Genomic DNA, 22,142 nt, shown 5'->3' with positions numbered 1-22,142 from the left:
CAGGTTGTCGTGCTGGCTGCTTGTCGTGCGGCAGATCATTTTTGCGCTTTTAGAATCAACAGAACAGGAAAGCAGGGTGGGGCATCGAATTCCCGTAACGCTTGGCAATATCACGCCGTTATCCGTAGAGCCGTTTCGTCCGGGCAAACTTGGCCTGGTGTGCGAGGGTGGCGGTCAGCGGGGTATTTTCACCGCCGGGGTGCTGGATGAGTTTATGCGCGCTGGGTTTAACCCCTTCGACATTATGCTGGGGACCTCCGCCGGGGCGCAGAACCTGTCGGCCTATATCTGCAACCAGCAGGGCTATGCCCGCAAGGTGATCACGCGCTATACCACCGCCCGTGAGTTTTTCGACCCGATGCGTTTTGTCCGTGGCGGAAACCTGATTGATCTCGACTGGCTGCTGGAGGTGACGGCGCAGAAAATGCCGCTGGCGATGGATTACGCGCTGGAACGGTTCGCCCAGGGTAAGGAACTGTGGCTGTGCGCCTGTCGTGGCGATGATTACACGGCCAGCTACTTCTCCCCGACGCAGACCACCTGGCTTGACCTGATCCGCGCCTCTAGCGCGATTCCCGGTTTTTATCGTAGCGGCGTCACCCTGGACGGCATCAGCTATCTGGATGGCGGCGTCAGCGATCCCATACCCGTTCAGGAAGCCGCCCGTCGCGGGGCGCAAACCATTGTGGTGATCCGCACGGTTCCCTCGCAGATGTACTATACCCCGCAATGGTTTAAGCGGATGGAGCGCTGGCTGGGAGAGAGCAGCCTGCAGCCGTTGGTGAACCTGGTGCAGCATCATGAAGCGACCTACCGCGCCACCCAGCAGTTTATCGAGACGCCGCCGGGTAAGCTGCGGATCCTTGAAATCTTCCCGCCCAGGCCGCTAAAAAGCATGGCATTGGGCAGCCGTTTACCGGCGCTGCGGGATGATTACAAGACCGGGCGTCAGTGCGGCCGCTATTTTCTGGCGACGATGGGGAAACTGCTTGCCGACAGCCCACCGCTGGTGCGTCATCTGCCACGCGTTACCAAGCCGACGGCGGTGGTCGTGCCGCCAGCAGCGGTGGCCAACGATCCGCAGCCGGCTACTTTTATCGCCACCGAGCAGGCGAATGATGCCCGCTTCGATAACGAGGACCTGGCATGACGCTGCGCTTTATCGATACCCATTGCCATTTTGATTTTCCCCCCTTTAGCGGTCATGAAACCGAGAGCATCGCCAGGGCGGCGCAATCAGGGGTCACGCGGATTATTGTTCCGGCTATTGAAGCTGACCATTTCCAGCGCGTGCTGGCGCTGGCGGAGCAGCATACGGCACTGTATGCCGCCGTAGGGCTGCATCCTATTGTCATTGAACGGCACGATGCACACAGCCTTGAACAACTTGAAACCTGTTTGCAAAGGCGTCACCACAAGCTGGTGGCGGTGGGGGAAATCGGCCTCGATCTGTATCGTGAAGACCCGCAGTTTGACCATCAGGTATCGATCCTGGAGGCGCAACTGCGGCTGGCGAAGCGTTATGATCTGCCGGTGATCCTACACTCTCGGCGCACCCACGATAAGCTGGCGATGCTGCTGAAAAAGCATGCCCTGCCACGGACCGGGGTGGTCCACGGTTTTGCGGGTAGCCTGCAGCAGGCGGAACGTTTCGTGCAAACCGGTTACAAAATCGGTGTCGGAGGGACGATTACCTATCCGCGTGCCAGTAAGACCCGCGAGGTGATGGCGCGACTGCCGCTGTCGGCGCTGCTGCTGGAAACGGATGCCCCGGATATGCCGCTCAATGGCTTTCAGGGAGAACCTAATCGCCCTGAACAGGCGGCTCGGGTGTTTACTGTTCTGTGCGAGCTCCGCCGCGAGCCGCCAGAGGTGATCGCCCAGGCCTTGCTCGATAATACCACCGCGTTGTTTGCCCTGACGTAAATCCCTTTTGGTGATAAGAGTCTCATTCTTGCCTTTTTATCTCATTGTTTTGCTTTAAAACTGAGAGTTAAGGCAAGAAAGATAGTTTCATGCCGTTATAATCCTGTTTTTAGTGCTGAACTATCAATACACAGGGACTCTGTATGCAAATCATCATGGGACTTATCGGCATGGTAGTGCTGTTAGCTATTGCCGTGCTCCTCTCCAATAACCGAAAAGCGATTAACCTGCGAACCGTCTTTGGCGCCTGGATGATTCAGGTGGGAATCGGGGCGTTAGTGCTCTATGTTCCTGCCGGACGCAAGGTGCTGCTGGCGATGTCTGAAGGCGTCGCCAACGTCATAGCCTATGGCAATGAAGGTATCGGCTTTATCTTCGGCGGCCTGGTCTCCGACAAGATGTTTGAAGTCTTTGGCGGCGGCGGGTTTGTCTTCGCGCTGCGCGTCCTGCCGGTTATCGTCTTTTTCTCCTCGCTGATTGCCGTGCTCTACTATCTGGGCATTATGCAATTCGTTATCCGCATTCTGGGTGGCTCGCTGCGTGCGGTATTAAAGACTTCGCGTACGGAATCCCTGTCCGCGACGGCGAATATCTTCGTCGGGCAGACAGAAGCGCCGCTGGTGGTTCGTCCTTATATCGCGACCATGACCCGTTCTGAACTCTTTGCGGTGATGTGCGGTGGTCTGGCTTCGGTGGCGGGTTCGGTGCTGGCCGGCTATGCCCAGATGGGCGTGCCGCTTGAATATCTGATTGCCGCCTCCTTTATGGCAGCGCCGGGTGGTTTGCTGTTTGCCAAAATAATCGTGCCGGAAACCGAGACCCCTGACGACCGACCTTCTCGTGACAAAAACGTTGCGGATCCGGATGCGCCGGCAAACGTACTGGATGCGGCGGCGTCCGGCGCGGCCTCCGGTATGCAGTTAGCCCTGAACGTCGGCGCCATGCTGCTGGCCTTCATCGCGCTGATTGCGTTGCTTAACGGTATTCTGTCCGGTGTCGGCGGCTGGTTTAATCATCCGGATCTGTCGCTGCAGATGATCCTGGGCTGGGTCTTCTCGCCGCTGGCGTGGGTGATTGGCGTGCCATGGCATGAGGCCAATGTCGCCGGTTCCTTTATCGGCCAGAAGCTGATTATTAACGAGTTTGTGGCCTACATGAACTTTGGCGAGTACCTGAAAGCCGATGCTGACGTTGCTGCGGCGGGCCTGCAGGTGATCTCGGCCCAGACCAAAGCCATCATCTCCTTTGCGCTGTGCGGGTTTGCCAACCTGTCGTCTATCGCGATTTTGATTGGCGGACTGGGCGGCATGGCGCCGAACCGTCGCCAGGAGATTGCACAGCTTGGTTTACGTGCAGTGGCCGCGGGGACCCTCTCCAATCTGATGAGTGCCACCATCGCCGGGGTGTTCCTCGCCCTGTAGTGAGGTTACCGGCATCATGCCGGTAGCCGTACCGGCGGCAATATGCCGCCGGATTCCTTTCTTTATGTGATAATTCCATCACGTCTGACTGTGAAATAAACCTGCTTATTTTCAAGTGGTAACTCTGTTTTTGCCTGTTTTCTATGCGACGTGTTGTTGTTGTTGTCGAGATTGCTCACATCTTTATGTTATTATAATAACATCATCACGCGATGAGGAAATCTGGTTATGCTTAAAGCAGACTTAAAGAAATCCTGTCGCTCGCAGGAGAGATGCTGCGCTTTTTAAAGTGATGAGTGTCACATTAAAGTAATGCAAATTCGCAATGAGTTTTCATTAACTGTGATGAATGTCGAAGTGTAACCGCGAGGCGATGTTACAATAGTAACAGACTCGCAAGGTGAACAAACCATTGAACGGCACTACGCCCTCGGAGTATGAAATGACCGATTTATCTGCAAGCAGCCTGCGCGCGTTGAAACTGATGGACCTGACTACGCTGAATGACGATGACACCAATGAAAAGGTGATCGCGCTGTGCCATCAGGCGAAAACGCCGGTAGGAAATACCGCCGCTATCTGTATCTATCCGCGCTTTATCCCTGTTGCCCGTAAAACGCTGAATGAGCAAGGTACCCCGGACATCCGCATTGCGACGGTAACCAACTTCCCGCACGGTAACGATGATATCGATATTGCGCTGGCAGAAACCCGCGCGGCTATTGCCTACGGCGCGGATGAAGTTGACGTGGTCTTCCCTTACCGCGCGCTGATCGCCGGTAACGAGCAGGTCGGGTTCGATCTGGTTAAAGCCTGTAAAGACGCTTGTGCGGCGGCGAACGTGCTGCTGAAAGTGATCATCGAAACCGGTGAGCTGAAAGAAGAAGCATTAATCCGCAAAGCCTCTGAGATTTCAATCAAAGCGGGTGCGGATTTTATCAAAACGTCTACCGGTAAAGTGCCGGTTAACGCTACGCCAGAAAGCGCACGCATCATGCTGGAAGTGATCCGCGATATGGGCGTTCAGAAAACCGTTGGCTTTAAACCTGCAGGTGGCGTGCGCAGTGCCGAAGACGCGCAGCAGTTCCTGGCGATTGCCGACGACCTGTTTGGTGCCGACTGGGCTGATTCCCGCCACTACCGTTTTGGTGCATCCAGCCTGTTGGCGAGCCTGTTGAAAGCGCTGGGCCACGGCGATGGCAAGAGCGCAAGCGCATATTAATTGTCCTTTCGCGGCGGTTTTTCCGCCGCACTTAACCTGATTCCTCGGGGGGTACCGTGTTTCTCGCACAAGAAATTATTCGTAAAAAACGCGATGGTCACGCGCTGAGTGATGAAGAAATCCGTTTCTTTATCAACGGCATTCGTGATAACACCGTGTCGGAAGGGCAGATTGCCGCCCTGGCGATGACCATTTTCTTCCATGATATGAGTATGCCGGAACGCGTCTCGCTGACCATGGCGATGCGGGACTCCGGCACCGTCCTCGACTGGAAAAGCCTGAACCTGAACGGCCCGATCGTGGATAAACACTCCACCGGCGGCGTGGGTGATGTGACGTCACTGATGCTGGGCCCGATGGTGGCAGCGTGTGGCGGCTATGTGCCGATGATCTCCGGGCGTGGTCTGGGTCATACCGGGGGCACGCTCGACAAACTGGAAGCCATTCCTGGCTTCGATATCTTCCCGGATGACGCGCGTTTCCGCGACATTATTAAAGATGTTGGCGTCGCAATCATCGGGCAGACCAGCTCGCTGGCGCCGGCCGACAAACGTTTTTATGCCACCCGCGATATTACCGCGACGGTGGATTCTATCCCGCTCATCACCGCCTCTATTCTGGCGAAGAAACTGGCGGAAGGCCTGGATGCGCTGGTGATGGATGTGAAAGTCGGCAGCGGTGCGTTTATGCCGACCTATGAACTCTCTGCGGCGCTTGCCGAAGCGATCGTTGGCGTCTCCAACGGCGCCGGCGTGCGTACAACCGCGCTGCTGACCGATATGAATCAGGTGCTGGCATCCAGCGCCGGTAATGCGGTCGAAGTGCGCGAAGCGGTACAGTTCCTGACCGGTGAATACCGTAATCCGCGTCTGTTTGATGTGACCATGGCGCTGTGCGTCGAAATGCTGATCTCCGGCAAGCTGGCCCAGGACGATGCCGACGCGCGGGCGAAACTGCAGGCTGTGCTGGACAACGGCAAAGCGGCAGAGGTCTTTGGCCGTATGGTTGCCGCCCAGAAAGGGCCGAACGATTTCGTTGAAAACTACGCGAAATACCTGCCAACCGCCATGCTGAGCAAAGCGGTCTACGCCGATGGCGAAGGGTTTGTGGCCGAAATGGACACCCGTGCGCTGGGAATGGCCGTGGTCGCGATGGGCGGTGGCCGTCGTCAGGCGTCTGACCTGATTGATTACAGCGTCGGCTTTACCGATATGGCTCGTCTGGGCGAAAGCATCGACGGACAGCGACCGCTGGCGGTGATCCACGCGAAAGACGAAAACAGCTGGCAGGAAGCGGCCAAAGCCGTAAAAGCGGCAATTAAACTGGACGATAAGGCACCGAAAGAAACCCCGACGGTCTATCGCCGAATCACCGAATAGCGGTATACTGATCTGATCGCTTTTTTGCAGCGCAAAAGGTACGGAGAATAATATGAAACGTGCATTTATTATGGTGCTGGACTCTTTCGGCATCGGTGCGACTGAAGATGCCGCTCGCTTTGGCGACGTCGGCTCAGACACCCTGGGGCATATCGCTGAGGCGTGTGCAAAAGGGGAAGCTGACCATGGCCGTCAAGGCCCGCTGAATCTGCCAAACCTGACTCGTCTGGGTCTGGTGAAAGCCCATGAAGGCTCTACCGGTAAAATTGCTGCGGGTATGGACGGCAACGCCGAAGTTATCGGCGCATACGGCTGGGCCCACGAGCTCTCATCCGGGAAAGATACCCCGTCAGGCCACTGGGAAATCGCCGGTGTGCCGGTACTGTTTGACTGGGGCTACTTCTCCGATCACGAAAACAGCTTCCCGCAGGAGCTGCTGGACAAACTGGTTAAGCGTGCCAACCTGCCGGGCTACCTCGGCAACTGCCACTCCTCGGGTACCGTGATTCTCGATCAGCTGGGTGAAGAGCATATGAAAACCGGCAAGCCGATTTTCTATACCTCTGCTGACTCGGTGTTCCAGATCGCCTGCCATGAAGAGACCTACGGCCTCGATAAGCTGTATGAGCTGTGCGAAATTGCCCGCGAAGAGCTAACCGAAGGCGGTTACAACATCGGTCGTGTTATTGCGCGTCCGTTTATCGGCGACAAAGCCGGTAACTTCCAGCGTACCGGTAACCGTCATGACCTGGCGGTTGAACCACCGGCGGCGACGGTCCTGCAGAAACTGGTGGACGAGAAAGACGGCCACGTGGTGTCGGTAGGGAAAATCGCTGATATCTATGCCAACTGCGGGATCACTAAAAAAGTGAAAGCGACGGGCCTGGATGCGCTGTTTGACGCCACCATCACCGAGATGAAAGAAGCAGGTGATAAGACTATCGTCTTTACCAACTTCGTTGATTTCGACTCTTCCTGGGGCCACCGTCGCGATATCGCCGGTTATGCTGCGGGTCTGGAGCTCTTTGACCGCCGTCTGCCGGAACTGATGGCGCTGGTGGGTGAGGACGATCTGCTGATCCTGACCGCTGACCACGGCTGCGACCCGAGCTGGCAGGGTACCGACCACACTCGTGAACATATTCCGGTGCTGGTGTACGGCCCGAAAGTTAAACCCGGTTCGCTGGGCCACCGTGAAACCTTCGCGGATATTGGCCAGACGCTGGCGACGTACTTCGGTACTTCAGCCATGGACTACGGCAAGAACATGCTGTGATTGATTGCCCGGTGATGCTTCGCTTACCGGGCCTACGGTTTTGCAGGCCGGGGAAGGCGCCGCCGCCCCCCGGCAAAAACTACAATGTAAAAGGAACTGAAGATGGCAACTCCTCACATTAATGCAGAAATGGGTGATTTCGCTGACGTCGTGTTGATGCCTGGCGACCCGCTGCGTGCAAAGCATATTGCGGAAACTTTCCTTGAAGACGTACGTGAAGTGAACAACGTGCGTGGCATGCTGGGTTTCACCGGCACCTATAAAGGTCGCAAAATCTCCGTCATGGGTCACGGTATGGGTATCCCGTCCTGCTCCATCTACACCAAAGAACTGATCACCGATTTCGGCGTGAAGAAGATTATTCGTGTGGGTTCCTGCGGTGCGGTCCGTGCCGACGTGAAACTGCGTGATGTGGTGATTGGTATGGGCGCGTGCACCGACTCTAAAGTCAACCGTCTGCGCTTTAAAGACCATGATTTTGCTGCTATTGCCGACTTCGGTATGGTGCGTAACGCTGTTGATGCAGCGAAAGCGCTGGGCGTAGACGCGCGCGTGGGTAACATTTTCTCCGCCGACCTGTTCTACACGCCGGACCCGTCAATGTTCGACGTGATGGAAAAATACGGCATCCTGGGTGTGGAAATGGAAGCTGCCGGTATCTACGGCGTGGCGGCAGAGTTCGGGGCGAAAGCGCTGACCATCTGTACCGTTTCCGATCATATCCGTACTCACGAGCAGACTACCGCTGCCGAGCGTCAGACCACCTTCAACGATATGATCAAAATCGCGCTGGAATCCGTTCTGCTGGGCGATCAAGAGTAATCGTATCTCGTCCCTCTCCGTGGGAGAGGGGCAGTATTTCCCGCGGCGCGACTGATGCTGTCGCGGGAACGTCACCTGTCAGTACTACCGCACCGCGCCCGCTATCCATGTGGCCAGCTCATGCAGCTCTTTTTCCTGCTCCGGGAATGCTTCCCGTAACGTTTCGCACGTCTGTTGCAACACTTCGGCACGATACGCGCAGCCCTGTAATCGCTCAGCCAGCGCCTCCAGCGGGGCCGGATTCAGGCTATCGGTAAAGACCTGAGCTCGGGTGATGTGCCCCTTCTCTACGTCGAAATGTAGCTCGACGCCGCCCCAGATGAAACGTTCATCCAGCAGATGGGAGAAGGCGGGCGCCTGACCGAAATTCCATGCCCAGCTGCTCTGGCGCGCGAAGGTGTCGGCAAAATTTGGCAGGTCCGGCGTCTTATCCGGAGAAATCACTTCTGCGGTGACGCGCTCGCCGTAGTAGTCGAAAAAAGCCTCTTCAATCGCTGAGCAGACCTGCTGGTGCGTAATACCCGGCAGCAGGTCGACCAGGTTTGCCACCCGTCCCCGAACCGAGGTAATGCCTTTTGCCTGAAGCTTTTTCTTGTCCGGGTTGAGGTAATTGGCCAGACGGCTCAAATCGGCATTCAACAGCAGCGTACCGTGGTGAAAGCCGCGGTCGATGGTTTCGCGGTAGGCGGAGCCGGAGACTTTACGATCCCCTTCGGCAGTTTTCACCACCAGGTCATTGCGCCCGGATGCTTCTGCTGTAACGCCAAGCGCGTTGAGGGCGGCCAGCACAATCCGGGTGGAAACGGTTTTGTCGTACTCCGGTTTGCCGGCCATAAAGGTAAAGCAGGTATTGCCCAGGTCATGGAATACCGCGCCGCCGCCGCTGCTGCGACGGGCCAGGCGCACGTTATCCTCTTCCATACGGCGAGTGTTGCACTCTTTCCACGGGTTTTGCGCCCGCCCAATCACCACCGTGTCGGCGTTGCGCCACAGGAACAGTACCCGTTGAGTGGCGGGCATCTGACGGAAAATACACTCCTCGACCGCGAGGTTAAACCACGGATCCGTGGAGTCTGAGAGCAGTAAACGGAGCGTCGACATCAGCGATTTCCTTATTCTGATTCATCTTTGTCTTCGTCCTGTACCGGCTTATTCGCGGTCAGCAGGAAGGGAGATTGTTGCCAGCGGGTGCGTTTACCCTGTAGCAGGGTACGGGTCAGCACCACGCCGATAGCCAGCGAGAGCAGGAGCATCAGGCGTAAAATGTTGGTGGTATTATCCACCTGTTTTGCCTCGGTCGCTAAGGTATGGGTGTCCAGAGTCAGGCGCAGGTAGCCGAGCGGGCCGTTTTTGCCTTCGATCGGCTCCACGATTTGCTGATTGAAATAGCCACCTGCTTTTTTGCCATCCAGCGCCAGCCGGTCACGGACATTCACGCCTTCGCCAGAGCGCGCAACCAGATCGCCCTGATCGTCATAGACGCCGGCATCAAGGATCCGGCTTTGCCGGGTGAGCTGCTCCAGCAGCTGGCCGATGCGTTTTTCATCAGGTGTTTCGCTACGCATCATCGGCGCCAGATTCAGAGTAACCTGCTGCGCAAGAGTGCGAGCCAGTTCTTCTAACTGTGGATTACGTTGCTTTTGGCTGTTCTGGCTGAACCACGACGCGCCCTGCATCAGGGCAACGAGCAGCGCGAGACAGATAAGAACAATGACCGCGCGATGCAGTCGGAATTTCAGTTTTGCGCGTACCATATTCCACCTTTAATATTTACAGCTTAATGTTGCCAGAAGCGCTGGTTACAAGGTAGCCTCATGCGTTATTTTCCTGGCTTGAATAAAGAAATGTGGAGCCGTAATGCCAAACAGTTTGACCTGGTGCGATCTGCCCGAAGATGTTTCCCTGTGGCCTGGATTACCGCTTTCGCTGAGCGGTGATGAGGTCATGCCGCTGGATTATCACGCCGGACGTAGCGGCTGGTTGCTGTATGGGCGCGGCCTGGATAAACGCCGCCTGACGGACTGGCAGCGTGAGCTGGGGGCCGCGCTGGTGATTGTGGCTTCCTGGGCGGTCGACGACTATCAGGTGATTCGTCTGGCGGGCTCCCTGACGCAGCGGGCAACCCGTCTGGCTCACGAGGCGGGGCTGGATGTTGCGCCGTTAGGCAAAATTCCTCATCTGCGCACCCCGGGGCTGCTGGTGATGGACATGGACTCAACGGCGATTCAGATCGAGTGTATCGACGAAATCGCGAAACTGGCCGGCACCGGTGAACTGGTGTCGGAAGTGACCGAACGCGCGATGCGCGGCGAGCTGGATTTCACCGCCAGCCTGCGCCAGCGCGTAGCAACCTTGAAAGATGCCGACGCCGGTATTTTACTGCAGGTCCGTGAGTCGCTGCCGCTGATGCCGGGCCTGACTCAACTGGTGCTGAAACTCGAAACGCTGGGCTGGAAGGTGGCGATTGCTTCCGGCGGCTTCACCTTCTTTGCCGAATACCTGCGCGATAAGCTGCATCTTGATACCGTGGTTGCCAACGAGCTGGAGATCATGGACGGCAAGCTGACCGGCAACGTCATCGGCGATATCGTTGATGCGAAATACAAAGCTGCGACCCTGAAGAAACTGGCGGAAAAATATGAAATCCAGCCCACGCAAACCGTGGCAATTGGCGATGGCGCCAACGATCTGCCGATGATCAAGGCGGCGGGGCTGGGGATCGCCTATCATGCCAAGCCAAAAGTGAACGAGCAGTCGGAAGTGACAATCCGTCACGCCGATCTGATGGGGGTCTTCTGTATCCTCTCGGGCAGCATGAATCAAAAGTAAGAGGTAACACGTGGCGAAAGCTCCAAAACGCGCATTTGTCTGTAATGAATGTGGTGCGGATTACCCGCGCTGGCAGGGGCAGTGCAGCGCCTGCCAGGCCTGGAATACCATCACCGAGATGCGCATTGCCGCTTCGCCGCAGGTGGCGAGAAACGAGCGTCTGACGGGCTACGCCGGGAATGCCGGCGTGTCGAAAGTGCAAAAACTGTCGGAGATCAGCCTTGAGGCGCTCCCGCGTTTCTCCACCGGCTTTAAAGAGTTCGACCGCGTTCTGGGCGGCGGCGTGGTGCCAGGCAGCGCGATTCTGATTGGCGGCAGCCCCGGTGCTGGTAAATCAACGCTGCTGCTGCAGACGCTGTGTCGGCTGTCTGAAAGTATGAAAACGCTGTATGTCACCGGGGAAGAGTCGCTGCAGCAGGTGGCGATGCGAGCGCATCGTCTGGGGCTGCCGACGGCCAATCTCAACATGCTCTCGGAAACCAGCATTGAGCAAATCTGCCAGATAGCCGATGACGAAAAGCCGCAGCTGATGGTGATCGACTCGATCCAGGTGATGCATATGGCTGACGTGCAGTCGTCGCCGGGCAGCGTCGCTCAGGTGCGTGAAACGGCTGCCTATCTGACCCGGTTTGCCAAAACCCGCGATGTGGCGATTATCATGGTTGGTCATGTGACCAAAGACGGCTCGCTGGCCGGGCCGAAGGTGCTGGAGCACTGTATCGACTGTTCGGTACTGCTGGATGGTGATGCCGACTCACGCTTTCGTACTTTACGCAGCCATAAAAACCGTTTTGGCGCGGTGAATGAGTTAGGTGTCTTCGCGATGACCGAGCAGGGGCTGCGTGAAATCAGCAACCCGTCGGCGATTTTCCTCAGCCGGGGCGATGAAGTGACGTCCGGCAGCTCGGTGATGGTGGTCTGGGAAGGCACTCGTCCGCTGCTGGTGGAGATCCAGGCGCTGGTCGATCACTCAATGATGTCCAACCCGCGCCGCGTGGCGGTGGGGCTGGAGCAGAACCGTCTGGCGATTTTGCTGGCGGTACTGCATCGCCATGGTGGTTTGCAAATGGCTGACCAGGACGTGTTTGTGAACGTTGTAGGCGGAGTCAAGGTCGCGGAAACCAGCGCCGACCTGGCACTGCTGCTGGCGATGGTCTCCAGCCTGCGCGATCGCCCGCTGCCGCACGATCTGGTGGTGTTTGGCGAGGTGGGGCTGTCCGGCGAAATCCGCCCGGTGCCGAGCGGCCAGGAGCGTATTTCCGAAGCGGCAAAACACGGTTTTCGCCGTGCCATTGTTCCGGCAGCCAACGTGCCGAAAAAAGCACCGGAAGGGATGCAAATCTTTGGTGTGAAAAAGCTTTCAGACGCACTAAGTGTGTTTGACGACTTATAATTAAATACCCGTCGCCTTTCCGGCGGCTGAGGCACAGGCGGCGTTCGTTTTTCCGCGAGACTGAGTTTACCTCGCGCCCGGTTCACCCGCCGCTGCCCTCCAGCCAGGCCGAAACGCCTCGGGTATTTTCTTTATTTTTGCTAAAGCAGGAGGCTCTTGTGTCATCGTTCGACTATCTCAAAACCGCCATTAAGCAGAAGGGCTGTACACTGCAGCAGGTTGCGGAAGCCAGCGGAATGACCAAAGGCTATTTGAGCCAATTGCTGAATGCCAAAATCAAAAGCCCCAGCGCGCAGAAGCTGGAAGCGCTGCACCGTTTTCTGGGGCTTGAGTTTCCGCGCCGACAAAAAAGCGTAGGCGTGGTGTTTGGCAAGTTTTATCCGCTACACACCGGACATATCTATCTGATTCAGCGCGCCTGTAGCCAGGTGGATGAGCTGCATATCATCATGGGTTACGACGATCCCCGTGACCGCGAGCTGTTTGAAAAGAGTGCGATGTCGCAGCAGCCGACCGTGCCTGACCGTCTGCGCTGGCTGCTGCAGACCTTTAAATATCAAAAAAATATCCGTATCCATGCCTTCAATGAAGAGGGGATGGAGCCTTATCCGCACGGTTGGGACGTCTGGAGCCATGGGATCCGCGCCTTTATGGATGAAAAAGGCATTGAGCCCAACTGGATCTATACCTCGGAGGAGGGTGATGCGGCGCAGTATCTCGAGCATCTGGGAATTGAAACGGTCCTGATCGATCCGAAGCGTACCTTTATGAGCATCAGCGGCGGGCAGATTCGTGAAAACCCCTTCCGCTATTGGGAATACATCCCGACGGAAGTGAAGCCGTTCTTTGTGCGCACGGTGGCGATCCTCGGCGGCGAATCGAGCGGAAAATCGACGCTGGTGAACAAGCTCGCCAATATTTTCAATACCACCAGCGCCTGGGAATATGGCCGCGATTATGTGTTTTCGCATCTGGGCGGCGATGAGATGGCGTTACAGTATTCTGACTATGACAAAATCGCATTGGGTCATGCGCAGTATATTGATTTTGCAGTAAAATATGCCAATAAAGTGGCGTTTATCGATACGGATTTTGTCAGCACCCAGGCATTTTGCCTGAAGTATGAAGGGCGCGAGCACCCTTTTGTTCAGGCGCTGATCGACGAGTACCGCTTCGACCTGGTGATCCTGCTGGAGAACAACACGCCGTGGGTAGCCGATGGCCTGCGCAGTCTGGGGAGCTCGGTGGATCGCAAAGAGTTCCAGACGCTGTTGATATCGTTGCTTAAAGAGAACGAGATCGACTTCGTGCATGTGAAGGAGTCGGACTACGATGCGCGCTTCCTGCGTTGTGTCGATCTGGTGAAGCAGCTCATGGGTGAGCCGGGGTGAAAAAAAACGGGTGGCATTTGCCACCCGTTTTTATTACTTCGCAATACGCTTGTACTTGATACGCTTTGGCTCCAGCGCATCGGCGCCGAGGGTGCGTTTCTTGTACTCTTCGTATTCGGTAAAGTTACCTTCGAAGAATTCAACTTTACCTTCATCCTGGTAATCCAGAATGTGGGTCGCGATACGGTCGAGGAACCAACGGTCGTGCGAGATAACCATGGCACAGCCCGGGAACTCTAACAGGGCGTTTTCTAACGCGCGCAGGGTTTCGATATCCAGGTCGTTGGTCGGTTCATCGAGCAGCAGTACGTTGCCGCCAACCTGCAGCAGCTTCGCGAGGTGCAGACGACCGCGCTCACCGCCGGAGAGTTCACCCACGCGTTTACCTTGATCGACACCCTTAAAGTTAAAGCGCCCGACGTAGGCACGGCTTGGCATCTCGGTGTTGCCAATCTTCATGATATCCAGACCGCCGGAGACTTCTTCCCATACGGTTTTGCTGTTATCCATCGCGTCACGGAACTGATCGACAGACGCCAGCTTCACGGTTTCACCGAGGGTGATTGAACCGGCATCAGGCTGTTCCTGACCGGACATCATGCGGAACAGCGTAGATTTACCGGCGCCGTTCGGCCCGATAATCCCGACAATCGCGCCTTTCGGTACAGAGAAGGTCAGATCGTCAATCAGCACGCGGTCGCCGTAAGACTTACGCAGGTTGCTGACTTCAACGACTTTGTCCCCCAGGCGGGCTCCAGGCGGAATAAACAGTTCGTTGGTTTCGTTACGCTTCTGGTATTCCACGTTGTTAAGCTCTTCAAAGCGCGCCAGACGGGCTTTGCCCTTCGACTGACGGCCTTTCGCGCCCTGGCGTACCCACTCCAGCTCTTTCTCAATGGATTTACGGCGGGCCGCTTCCTGAGACGCTTCCTGAGCCAGACGCTGATCTTTCTGCTCCAGCCAGGAGGAGTAGTTGCCTTCCCACGGAATGCCTTCGCCACGGTCCAGCTCGAGGATCCAGCCGGCGACGTTGTCGAGGAAGTAACGGTCGTGGGTAATCGCCACAACGGTCCCTTCGAAGTCATGCAGGAAGCGTTCCAGCCAGGCCACGGATTCGGCATCCAGGTGGTTGGTCGGTTCGTCGAGCAGCAGCATGTCTGGTTTTTCCAGCAGCAGGCGGCACAGCGCCACGCGGCGGCGTTCACCACCCGACAGGGTGGCGATTTTCGCATCCCAGTCCGGCAGGCGTAGCGCATCAGCCGCACGCTCCAGCTGAACGTTCAGGTTATGACCATCGTGAGCCTGAATGATCTCTTCAAACTTGCCTTGTTGCGCGGCGAGTTTATCGAAGTCGGCATCCGGCTCAGCATACTTCGCGTACACCTCATCCAGCCCTTTCAGTGCGTTAACCACTTCGGAAACTGCTTCTTCCACGGATTCACGAACGGTTTGCTCCGGGTTCAGCTGTGGTTCCTGCGGCAGATAGCCAATTTTCAGGCCAGGCTGCGGGCGGGCTTCACCTTCGATATCGGTATCGATGCCGGCCATAATGCGTAGCAGGGTAGACTTACCTGCACCGTTCAGACCGAGAACACCGATCTTTGCGCCAGGGAAGAAGCTCAGAGAGATATTTTTCAGAATATGACGTTTCGGCGGAACCACTTTGCCGACACGATGCATGGTATAAACGAATTGAGCCACGTTGGACTTCGCCTCTTTTATATACTCTTCATCCTTCAGGCCGCCTCGGTGTTGGTGACGTCTGAAAACGCCGGTCACATAGTTAGCTATGCTCCCTGGGAATTCCTCTGTTGCCGCCCTGATGCAGTCAGAATGATGTTGAGTAGAGTAGTGAATAGTTTTCAAAGGCGAAGTGTAGCCTTTTTCGCACGGTAATCCCAGAGAGGCGATAGGATTCACAGAAGCGTAAAAAAATGTCCAGGACGTGGCACGTTTGGCGTTGTCTGGTTAGCATATCTATATGCGACACTGGGATATTTTACACGCGGCACGATGCTGCTCTGATGTAAACAGATGTACTTAATATAGGGGAAGAGCTTGTGGAAAAAGCCAAAACAATGGCATGGCGTCTTCTGGCGGCCAGCATCAGTCTGCTGACGTTCAGTCAACTGGTGCATGCGGACTCACTGGATGAACAGCGCAACCGCTATGCTCAAATTAAACAGGCGTGGGACAGCCGGCAGATGTCCGTTGTCGAACAGTTGATGCCGACGCTGGCGAGCTATCCGCTATACCCCTATCTGCAGTACCGGCAGATAACTGATGATTTGATGAACCAGCCAACGCTGGTGGTGAAAAACTTTATTGAGGCGAACCCGACGCTGCCGCCGGCTCGCTCGCTGAAATCACGCTTCGTCAATGAACTGGCGCGCCGCACCGACTGGAGCGGGCTGCTGGCGTTCAGCCCTGAAAAACCAACCAGTACCGAAGCCCAGTGTAATTACTACTACGCGAAGCTGAGCGTGGGCCAGACGCAGGAAGCCTGGGATGGTGCGAAAACGCTGTGGCTGACCGGGAAAAGCCAGCCTAATGCGTGTGACGCGCTGTTTAGCGCCTGGCGTGACTCCGGGAAGCAGGACCCGCTGGCGTACCTCGAGCGTATCCGCCTGGCCATGAAGGCTGGAAATACCGCTCTGGTGAGGGTGCTGGCGCAGCAGATGCCGCCGGAATATCAGACCATTTCGTCAGCGGTTGTCGCGCTGGCAAACGATCCCAATACCGTGATGACCTTTGCCCGAACTACCGGGGCGACGGATTTCACTCGTCAAATGGCGGCGGTAGCCTTTGCCAGCGTGGCCCGTCAGGATGCCGAAAATGCCCGCCTGATGATCCCGTCGTTGGTGCAGGCGCAGCAGCTTAATGACGATCAAACCCAGGAACTGCGGGATATCGTCGCCTGGCGTCTGATGGGCAATGATGTCACCGAAGAGCAGGCTATCTGGCGCGATGATGCCATTATGCGCTCGCAGTCTACCTCCCTGGTGGAGCGTCGGGTGCGAATGGCGCTGGGGGCCGGGGATCGTCATGGGTTAAACACCTGGCTGGCCCGCTTGCCGATGGAGGCGAAAGAGAAAGATGAGTGGCGTTACTGGCAGGCGGATCTGCTGATGGAGCGCGGGCGCGACGACGAGGCGAAAGCGATCCTCCATTCATTGATGCAGCAGCGCGGTTTCTACCCGATGATTGCCGCCCAGCGTCTGGGAGAGGATTTCGTCTTCCGCATCGATAAAGCACCGGCGACGCTCGATCCTGCGCTGACCTCCGGACCGGAAATGGCCCGGGTACGTGAGCTGATGTACTGGAATATGGACAACACCGCGCGTAGCGAGTGGGCCAACCTGGTGACCAGCCGGACCAAAGATCAGCAGGCGCAGCTGGCGCGCTACGCGTTCAACCAGCACTGGTGGGATCTTAGCGTCCAGGCGACGATCGCCGGAAAACTTTGGGATCAGCTGGAAGAGCGTTTCCCGTTGGCCTACAACGATCTGTTTTCTCGTTACATCAGTGGCAAAGATATCCCCCAAAGCTATGCGATGGCGATCGCTCGCCAGGAGAGCGCGTGGAACCCAAAAGTCCGTTCACCGGTTGGTGCCAGCGGCCTGATGCAAATCATGCCGGGGACGGCGACCCACACGGTCAGTATGTTTAACATCCCTGGCTACAGCAGCCCGTCGCAGCTGTTGGATCCGGAAACCAATATCAATATTGGTACCAGCTATCTGCAATATGTTTACCAGCAGTTCGGCAATAACCGTATCTACGCTTCCGCGGCCTACAACGCCGGCCCGGGAAGAGTTCGCACCTGGCAGGGCAACAGCGCCGGGCGTATTGATGCGGTGGCGTTTGTCGAGAGTATTCCTTTCTCGGAAACCCGTGGCTACGTGAAGAACGTGCTGTCCTATGATGCCTACTACCGTTATTTTATGGGACAAACGGCTCCGATGCTGAGCGACGCGGAGTGGAAACAGCGCTACTGATACCCTGAGGTTTCGCGTCATGTACCCGGCCTGCCGCCGGTGGATGGCGCGAAATCCATAGAGTATTGAGCGGAGTATGTTATGCTTTGTACTCGTTAGTGAGTACATCGACAGGCGGCCATGGTCGCCTGTTCCAACAAGGTGGCGTAACATGACCCAACAATCCCCTTATTCAACGGCTGTGGCCGAACAGCGTCATCAGGAATGGCTGCGCTTCGTTGCCCTGCTTCAGCAGGCGTACACCGACGATTTGCATCTGCCTTTACTGCAGCTGATGCTGACCCCGGACGAGCGTGAAGCGCTGGGCACTCGTGTGCGCATCATTGAAGAGTTGCTGCGTGGAGAAATGAGCCAGCGGGAGCTGAAAAGCGAGCTTGGCGCCGGGATTGCCACCATTACACGCGGTTCCAACAGCTTAAAATCGGCGCCGCCCGAGCTGCGACAATGGCTGGAGCAGGCGCTGCTGAACGCTAACGGTAAATAAGGTTATGGAACGGGCTGAGCGCCAGCACCACCGCCTGGTGATAGACGCTGCTGCGGGTGAGTTTACCTGCGGTAAAGACGCCTATAGCCCCTTCTTTACGGCCAATCTCATCAATGCCGGTCTGTTGCGACATCACCGGCCCTAGTGCTTCGCCAGCGCGGACTTTTTCCAGAATGACGGCGGGCAATGGCAACGTTGCCGATCGCGCTTCTCCGCGCTGATGACGATCCTCAATCACCACCCAACTGAACGTGCTGCCATCATCGATCCCTGCTTCAATCGCGACCCAGTAGTCAGCATCTGGCCGTGCAGCACGGGCATTGGCGACCCTGTTTCGTGCGCCAGCGCGCGTTTCCTCATTACCAAAGGGCTGTTCGGGCACACCGCTCTCGACGGAGACGGACTCAATGTGGCAGGATCCTTCGCCGAAGATCTCGTTAAAAGCCTGTTGAATTGCGCGAATTTTGGCGGGATTAGTGGTAGCTGAGACAACATGGTGCATAATCAAACGACTCAGAATAAATTTACGTCGTCGTAGTATATACCCTAAATAATTCAAGTTGCATAAAGGCGGCAAGGCCGCAAATCCCCAGGAGCTTACACCGGTAAGTGACCGGGGGCGTGGGTAACGCCAGCGCTTATGCCGCTTGGAGTATGACGGGTATACTCCAAATCGTTTTCGTTGCAGCGTGAGAGACCTGCAGCCGAAATTATGAAGAGCACAGAACGGAAAAATAGCATGTTACAGGTACACCTTGTTCGCCATGGCGAAACGCAGTGGAACGCCGAAAGGCGCATTCAGGGCCAGTCAGACAGCCCGTTAACCCCCCACGGTGAGCGACAGGCCTGGCAGGTCGGTGAGCGCGCCAGAACGCTGAACATCACGCATATCATTGCCAGTGATTTGGGGCGTACGCGCCGGACGGCAGAAATTATCGCAGAAGCCTGCGGCTGTGATGTTGTTCTGGATTCGCGGCTGCGTGAACTGGATATGGGGGTTCTTGAGAAGCGCCATATCGATTCACTGAGCGTGGAAGAAGAGACATGGCGCCGTCGTCTGGTCGACGGAACCCCGGATGGTCGCATTCCTCAGGGTGAATCTATGCAGGAGCTGAGCGAGCGCATGCACGCGGCACTGGCCTCCTGTCTGGAGCTGCCTGCCGGAAGTCGTCCGCTGCTGGTCAGTCACGGTATTGCGCTGGGCTGCCTGGTGAGCACTATCCTCGGGCTCCCGGCACATGCAGAGCGTCGTCTGCGCCTGCGTAACTGCTCAATTTCTCGTGTGGATTATCAGGAGAGCCTGTGGCTGGCGCCAGGCTGGGTGGTGGAGACGGCGGGGGATATTTCACATCTTGACGCCCCCGCCATGGATGAGCTGCAGCGTTAACGACGAATTGGGATCAGGTATTCACAACGCAGTTGAATCGGTGTTTCCTGGTCCCGGCTGTCATCCTCAGGGAAAAAGCGCTCGATATCCAGACCTTTGCGACGAGTCAGGTTCAGCATTGGCATGCAGGTGCCATAAACTGTCAGGATGAAATCCTGTAAGCCGGTGCCTAAGCCTTCGTAGGTGAACATCACATACTCGCCGCCTTCCAGCATGACCGGGTGGGAGTTTTGCAGGTGACCGTTGGCCATCTCTGGTGTCAGCGCAGTGGTATAGAATACCTCCTGCTCATCGTCTTTCTCGAGGCTCGGGCGCGGTTCATGCAGACCGTATAGCGTTGGCGGAATCGACGGTGAATTGCCGAGGAAATCGCGCCAGAACTGCACGCGCATCTGGCTGCGGAAGTCGGAGATCTCCTCCAGCTTGCAGGTGTAGCTCTGGGTTACGCCCAGCAGTGGTGTGTTGCTTAGCGTGACGAATTCATGCTTCGGCATGGTGAACTCGCCCAGACGCAGCGGCGGGCGCATTCCGTAAGAGCTCCAGTCCGGCGAGCGACGGTACAGCGCGGGCGTTAAAGAAAACTGCTTTTTAAACGCACGGGTGAATGTTTGTTGTGAATCAAAGCGATACTGCAGCGCAATGTCGAGAATAGGGCGGGCTGTCAGGCGCAGGGCGACTGCTGATTTTGATAAACGACGAGCGCGGATATAAGCACCGATGGCATGGCCGGTTACGTCCTTAAACATTCTTTGCAAATGCCACTTGGAATAACCCGCCTTGGCCGCCACATTATCCAGTGAAAGTGGCTGATCGAGATGACCTTCCAGCCAGCTAAGGAGATCGCGAATAATCCCTGCTTGATCCATAAAATGTCCTCATCCATAAACTCAGGTGCCTGCTACTAAGGTAGCGGATAATAGCATTTTTTGATCTTTTAGCATTCAGTGTTTTTTTTGCTTATAAATGCGATTTATCGGCGAGAGTTATACTTTTATTTGTAACGTTGTGATCTTTAAATATTTTCTGCTGAGTCGACGATCGTTATTTAGTGAAATTTTAATACAATGGTAACAATATGAAATACAAGAAGTTAGTTGCTGGGCTGCTGTTACTGGCGGGGTCTCAGGTTGTTCATGCGGAACAAATTGGCTCCGTGGATACCGTATTCAAATTTTTTGGTCCCGATCATAAGATCGTCGTAGAAGCGTTTGACGATCCCGATGTTCAGAACGTGACATGCTATATCAGCCGGGCGAAGACCGGTGGGATCAAGGGCGGCCTCGGGCTGGCGGAGGATACCTCTGATGCGGCGATTTCTTGCCAGCAGGTTGGGCCAATTGAACTGAATGACAAAATCAAAAACGGCAAATCCCAGGGCGATGTGGTGTTCCAGAAACGCACCTCTCTGGTATTTAAAAAACTGCAGGTGGTCCGTTTTTACGACAGCAAACGTCATGCGCTGATCTACATGAGCTACTCGGATAAAGTGGTCGACGGTTCGCCGAAAAATGCCATCAGCGCCGTGCCGATCATGCCGTGGGGTGTTGAGGCGCATTGATGTCAGTGGCGCGTGATCTACCGCGCTGCCGCCGGCGATCCTCCGACGATGGTTAGCGTCAGGATAGGGTCAATCAGCGGGCCTTCTCGGTTTTTTGCTAAGTTTGCCAGAGACCACAGAATCGCCCGCTGAGTTATCTGGACCCGGTCCAGTTCAGGACGCTTTTCAAAGAGGCAATAGGGTGCAGGTCAGGGGTGAGAAAGGGGATATGCGGGGCAGGTCAAGGGGCAACGTGGGACTGGAAGCCGAACATATAGAAAACGACGCCGAAGCGCCGTGTTTCTAAAATACCGTCTTATTCCTGCAGATCGCCACAGAAACGGTAACCTTCGCCGTGAATGGTGGCGATGATTTCCGGCGTATCCGGAATAGATTCAAAATGCTTACGAATACGACGGATGGTTACGTCTACGGTACGGTCATGTGGCTTCAGCTCACGACCGGTCATTTTCTTCAGCAGTTCAGCACGAGACTGAATTTTTCCTGGGTTTTCGCAGAAATGCAGCATCGCACGGAATTCACTGCGCGGCAGCTTGTACTGCTCGCCCTGCGGGCTGACCAGTGAACGGCTGTTGATATCCAGTTCCCATCCGTTGAACTTGTAGCTTTCTACGCTGCGACGTTCTTCGCTCACGGTGCCCAGGTTCATGGTGCGGGAGAGAAGGTTGCGTGCGCGAATCGTCAGTTCACGAGGGTTAAACGGTTTAGTGATATAGTCATCTGCGCCAATTTCGAGGCCAAGAATCTTATCAACTTCGTTGTCACGACCGGTAAGGAACATCAGCGCGACGTCAGCCTGTTCACGCAGTTCACGCGCCAGCAGGAGACCATTTTTACCTGGCAGGTTAATGTCCATAATCACCAGGTTGATATCATTTTCAGACAGGATCTGATGCATTTCCGCGCCATCGGTGGCTTCGAACACATCGTAACCTTCTGCTTCGAAAATACTTTTTAACGTGTTGCGTGTTACCAACTCGTCTTCAACGATAAGAATGTGCGGGGTCTGCATGTTTGCTACCTAAATTGCCAACTAAATCGAAACAGGAAGTACCA

Annotated in this window: 20 protein-coding genes; 14 read left to right on the top strand and 6 right to left on the bottom strand. The window is 56.0% G+C overall.

Annotated features, from left to right (window positions below):
- Positions 1-76 precede the first annotated feature (76 nt).
- The 7 genes from ACMYSP_RS09175 (at position 77) to deoD (ending at position 8,046) form a co-directional block, all read left to right on the top strand.
- A complete protein-coding gene (locus tag ACMYSP_RS09175; RefSeq protein ID WP_434586440.1) occupies positions 77-1,150 on the top strand; it encodes a patatin-like phospholipase family protein in 1,074 nt (357 codons plus the stop codon).
- The gene (locus ACMYSP_RS09170; protein WP_434586439.1) at positions 1,147-1,926 is read left to right on the top strand and encodes a TatD family hydrolase; all 780 of its coding nucleotides are present in this window, start codon (positions 1,147-1,149) and stop codon (positions 1,924-1,926) included. The genes ACMYSP_RS09175 and ACMYSP_RS09170 overlap by 4 nt, the downstream gene beginning before the upstream one ends.
- Positions 1,927-2,069: 143 nt before the next feature.
- Positions 2,070-3,347 carry a NupC/NupG family nucleoside CNT transporter gene (locus ACMYSP_RS09165; RefSeq protein ID WP_123757605.1) on the top strand — a complete coding sequence of 426 codons (1,278 nt, stop codon included), beginning with the start codon at positions 2,070-2,072 and terminating at the stop codon, positions 3,345-3,347.
- A 442-nt stretch (positions 3,348-3,789) separates the two neighbouring features.
- Entirely contained in the window at positions 3,790-4,569 is a 780-nt protein-coding gene (gene deoC / locus ACMYSP_RS09160; protein ID WP_434586438.1) for a deoxyribose-phosphate aldolase, read from the top strand.
- 56 nt (positions 4,570-4,625) lie between these two features.
- Positions 4,626-5,948, top strand: coding sequence for a thymidine phosphorylase (gene deoA / locus ACMYSP_RS09155; protein WP_434586437.1), 1,323 nt, complete (start codon positions 4,626-4,628; stop codon positions 5,946-5,948).
- A 52-nt stretch (positions 5,949-6,000) separates the two neighbouring features.
- On the top strand, positions 6,001-7,224 hold the full coding sequence (deoB, locus tag ACMYSP_RS09150; protein WP_434586436.1) for a phosphopentomutase: 1,224 nt from the start codon (positions 6,001-6,003) through the stop codon (positions 7,222-7,224).
- 102 nt (positions 7,225-7,326) lie between these two features.
- Positions 7,327-8,046 (top strand): purine-nucleoside phosphorylase, encoded by a 720-nt coding sequence (deoD, locus tag ACMYSP_RS09145; protein WP_041143950.1) that lies wholly within the window; start codon positions 7,327-7,329, stop codon positions 8,044-8,046.
- A gap of 84 nt (positions 8,047-8,130) precedes the next feature.
- On the opposite strand, the gene lplA is transcribed toward deoD, so the two are convergent.
- A complete protein-coding gene (gene lplA / locus ACMYSP_RS09140) occupies positions 8,131-9,147 on the bottom strand; it encodes a lipoate--protein ligase LplA (RefSeq protein WP_434586435.1) in 1,017 nt (338 codons plus the stop codon).
- A gap of 11 nt (positions 9,148-9,158) precedes the next feature.
- Complete coding sequence (locus ACMYSP_RS09135; protein ID WP_123757600.1) at positions 9,159-9,800, bottom strand: YtjB family periplasmic protein; 642 nt, start codon at positions 9,798-9,800, stop codon at positions 9,159-9,161.
- 103 nt (positions 9,801-9,903) lie between these two features.
- Between ACMYSP_RS09135 and serB the strand changes: the two genes are divergently transcribed.
- Genes serB through nadR form a run of 3 tightly spaced genes read left to right on the top strand, consistent with a single transcriptional unit; the run spans position 9,904 to position 13,659 of the window.
- Positions 9,904-10,875 carry a phosphoserine phosphatase gene (serB, locus tag ACMYSP_RS09130; RefSeq protein ID WP_434586434.1) on the top strand — a complete coding sequence of 324 codons (972 nt, stop codon included), beginning with the start codon at positions 9,904-9,906 and terminating at the stop codon, positions 10,873-10,875.
- A gap of 10 nt (positions 10,876-10,885) precedes the next feature.
- A complete protein-coding gene (gene radA, locus ACMYSP_RS09125; RefSeq protein ID WP_434586433.1) occupies positions 10,886-12,268 on the top strand; it encodes a DNA repair protein RadA in 1,383 nt (460 codons plus the stop codon).
- A complete protein-coding gene (gene nadR / locus ACMYSP_RS09120) occupies positions 12,265-13,659 on the top strand; it encodes a multifunctional transcriptional regulator/nicotinamide-nucleotide adenylyltransferase/ribosylnicotinamide kinase NadR (RefSeq protein WP_434587054.1) in 1,395 nt (464 codons plus the stop codon). Before radA ends, nadR begins: the two co-directional genes overlap by 4 nt.
- Positions 13,660-13,692: 33 nt before the next feature.
- Here the strand turns inward: nadR and ettA are convergent, their stop codons facing one another.
- Entirely contained in the window at positions 13,693-15,360 is a 1,668-nt protein-coding gene (gene ettA, locus ACMYSP_RS09115; RefSeq protein WP_434586432.1) for an energy-dependent translational throttle protein EttA, read from the bottom strand.
- A gap of 359 nt (positions 15,361-15,719) precedes the next feature.
- Here ettA and sltY point away from each other — a divergent pair, with 359 nt between their 5' ends.
- Both sltY and trpR read left to right on the top strand, forming a co-directional pair.
- Positions 15,720-17,657: a murein transglycosylase gene (sltY, locus tag ACMYSP_RS09110; RefSeq protein WP_434586431.1), complete on the top strand. Its 1,938-nt coding sequence runs from the start codon at positions 15,720-15,722 to the stop codon at positions 17,655-17,657.
- Positions 17,658-17,808: 151 nt separating this feature from the next.
- Complete coding sequence (gene trpR, locus ACMYSP_RS09105; RefSeq protein ID WP_434586430.1) at positions 17,809-18,141, top strand: trp operon repressor; 333 nt, start codon at positions 17,809-17,811, stop codon at positions 18,139-18,141.
- On the opposite strand, the gene yjjX is transcribed toward trpR, so the two are convergent.
- Positions 18,128-18,643 (bottom strand): inosine/xanthosine triphosphatase, encoded by a 516-nt coding sequence (yjjX, locus tag ACMYSP_RS09100; RefSeq protein ID WP_434586429.1) that lies wholly within the window; start codon positions 18,641-18,643, stop codon positions 18,128-18,130. The two genes, trpR and yjjX, sit on opposite strands and share 14 nt — an antisense overlap.
- 237 nt (positions 18,644-18,880) lie before the next feature.
- Here yjjX and gpmB point away from each other — a divergent pair, with 237 nt between their 5' ends.
- Positions 18,881-19,528, top strand: coding sequence for a 2,3-diphosphoglycerate-dependent phosphoglycerate mutase GpmB (gpmB, locus tag ACMYSP_RS09095; RefSeq protein WP_434586428.1), 648 nt, complete (start codon positions 18,881-18,883; stop codon positions 19,526-19,528).
- On the opposite strand, the gene robA is transcribed toward gpmB, so the two are convergent.
- Positions 19,525-20,394 carry an MDR efflux pump AcrAB transcriptional activator RobA gene (gene robA, locus ACMYSP_RS09090; RefSeq protein WP_434586427.1) on the bottom strand — a complete coding sequence of 290 codons (870 nt, stop codon included), beginning with the start codon at positions 20,392-20,394 and terminating at the stop codon, positions 19,525-19,527. The two genes, gpmB and robA, sit on opposite strands and share 4 nt — an antisense overlap.
- 209 nt (positions 20,395-20,603) lie before the next feature.
- On the opposite strand from robA, the gene creA reads away from it, so the two are divergent.
- Positions 20,604-21,086: a protein CreA gene (gene creA / locus ACMYSP_RS09085; protein WP_434586426.1), complete on the top strand. Its 483-nt coding sequence runs from the start codon at positions 20,604-20,606 to the stop codon at positions 21,084-21,086.
- A 295-nt stretch (positions 21,087-21,381) separates the two neighbouring features.
- Here creA and arcA read toward each other — a convergent pair whose 3' ends face one another.
- Positions 21,382-22,098, bottom strand: a complete 717-nt coding sequence (gene arcA / locus ACMYSP_RS09080) for a two-component system response regulator ArcA (RefSeq protein ID WP_123757587.1) — start codon at positions 22,096-22,098, stop codon at positions 21,382-21,384.
- Positions 22,099-22,142 lie beyond the last annotated feature (44 nt).

This window comes from Klebsiella sp. R390 (assembly GCF_051131745.1).
Taxonomy (GTDB): Bacteria; Pseudomonadota; Gammaproteobacteria; order Enterobacterales; family Enterobacteriaceae; genus Klebsiella.
The sequence above is the reverse complement of the archived record's forward strand: the minus strand, read 5'-3'. Positions and strand labels throughout refer to the sequence as shown.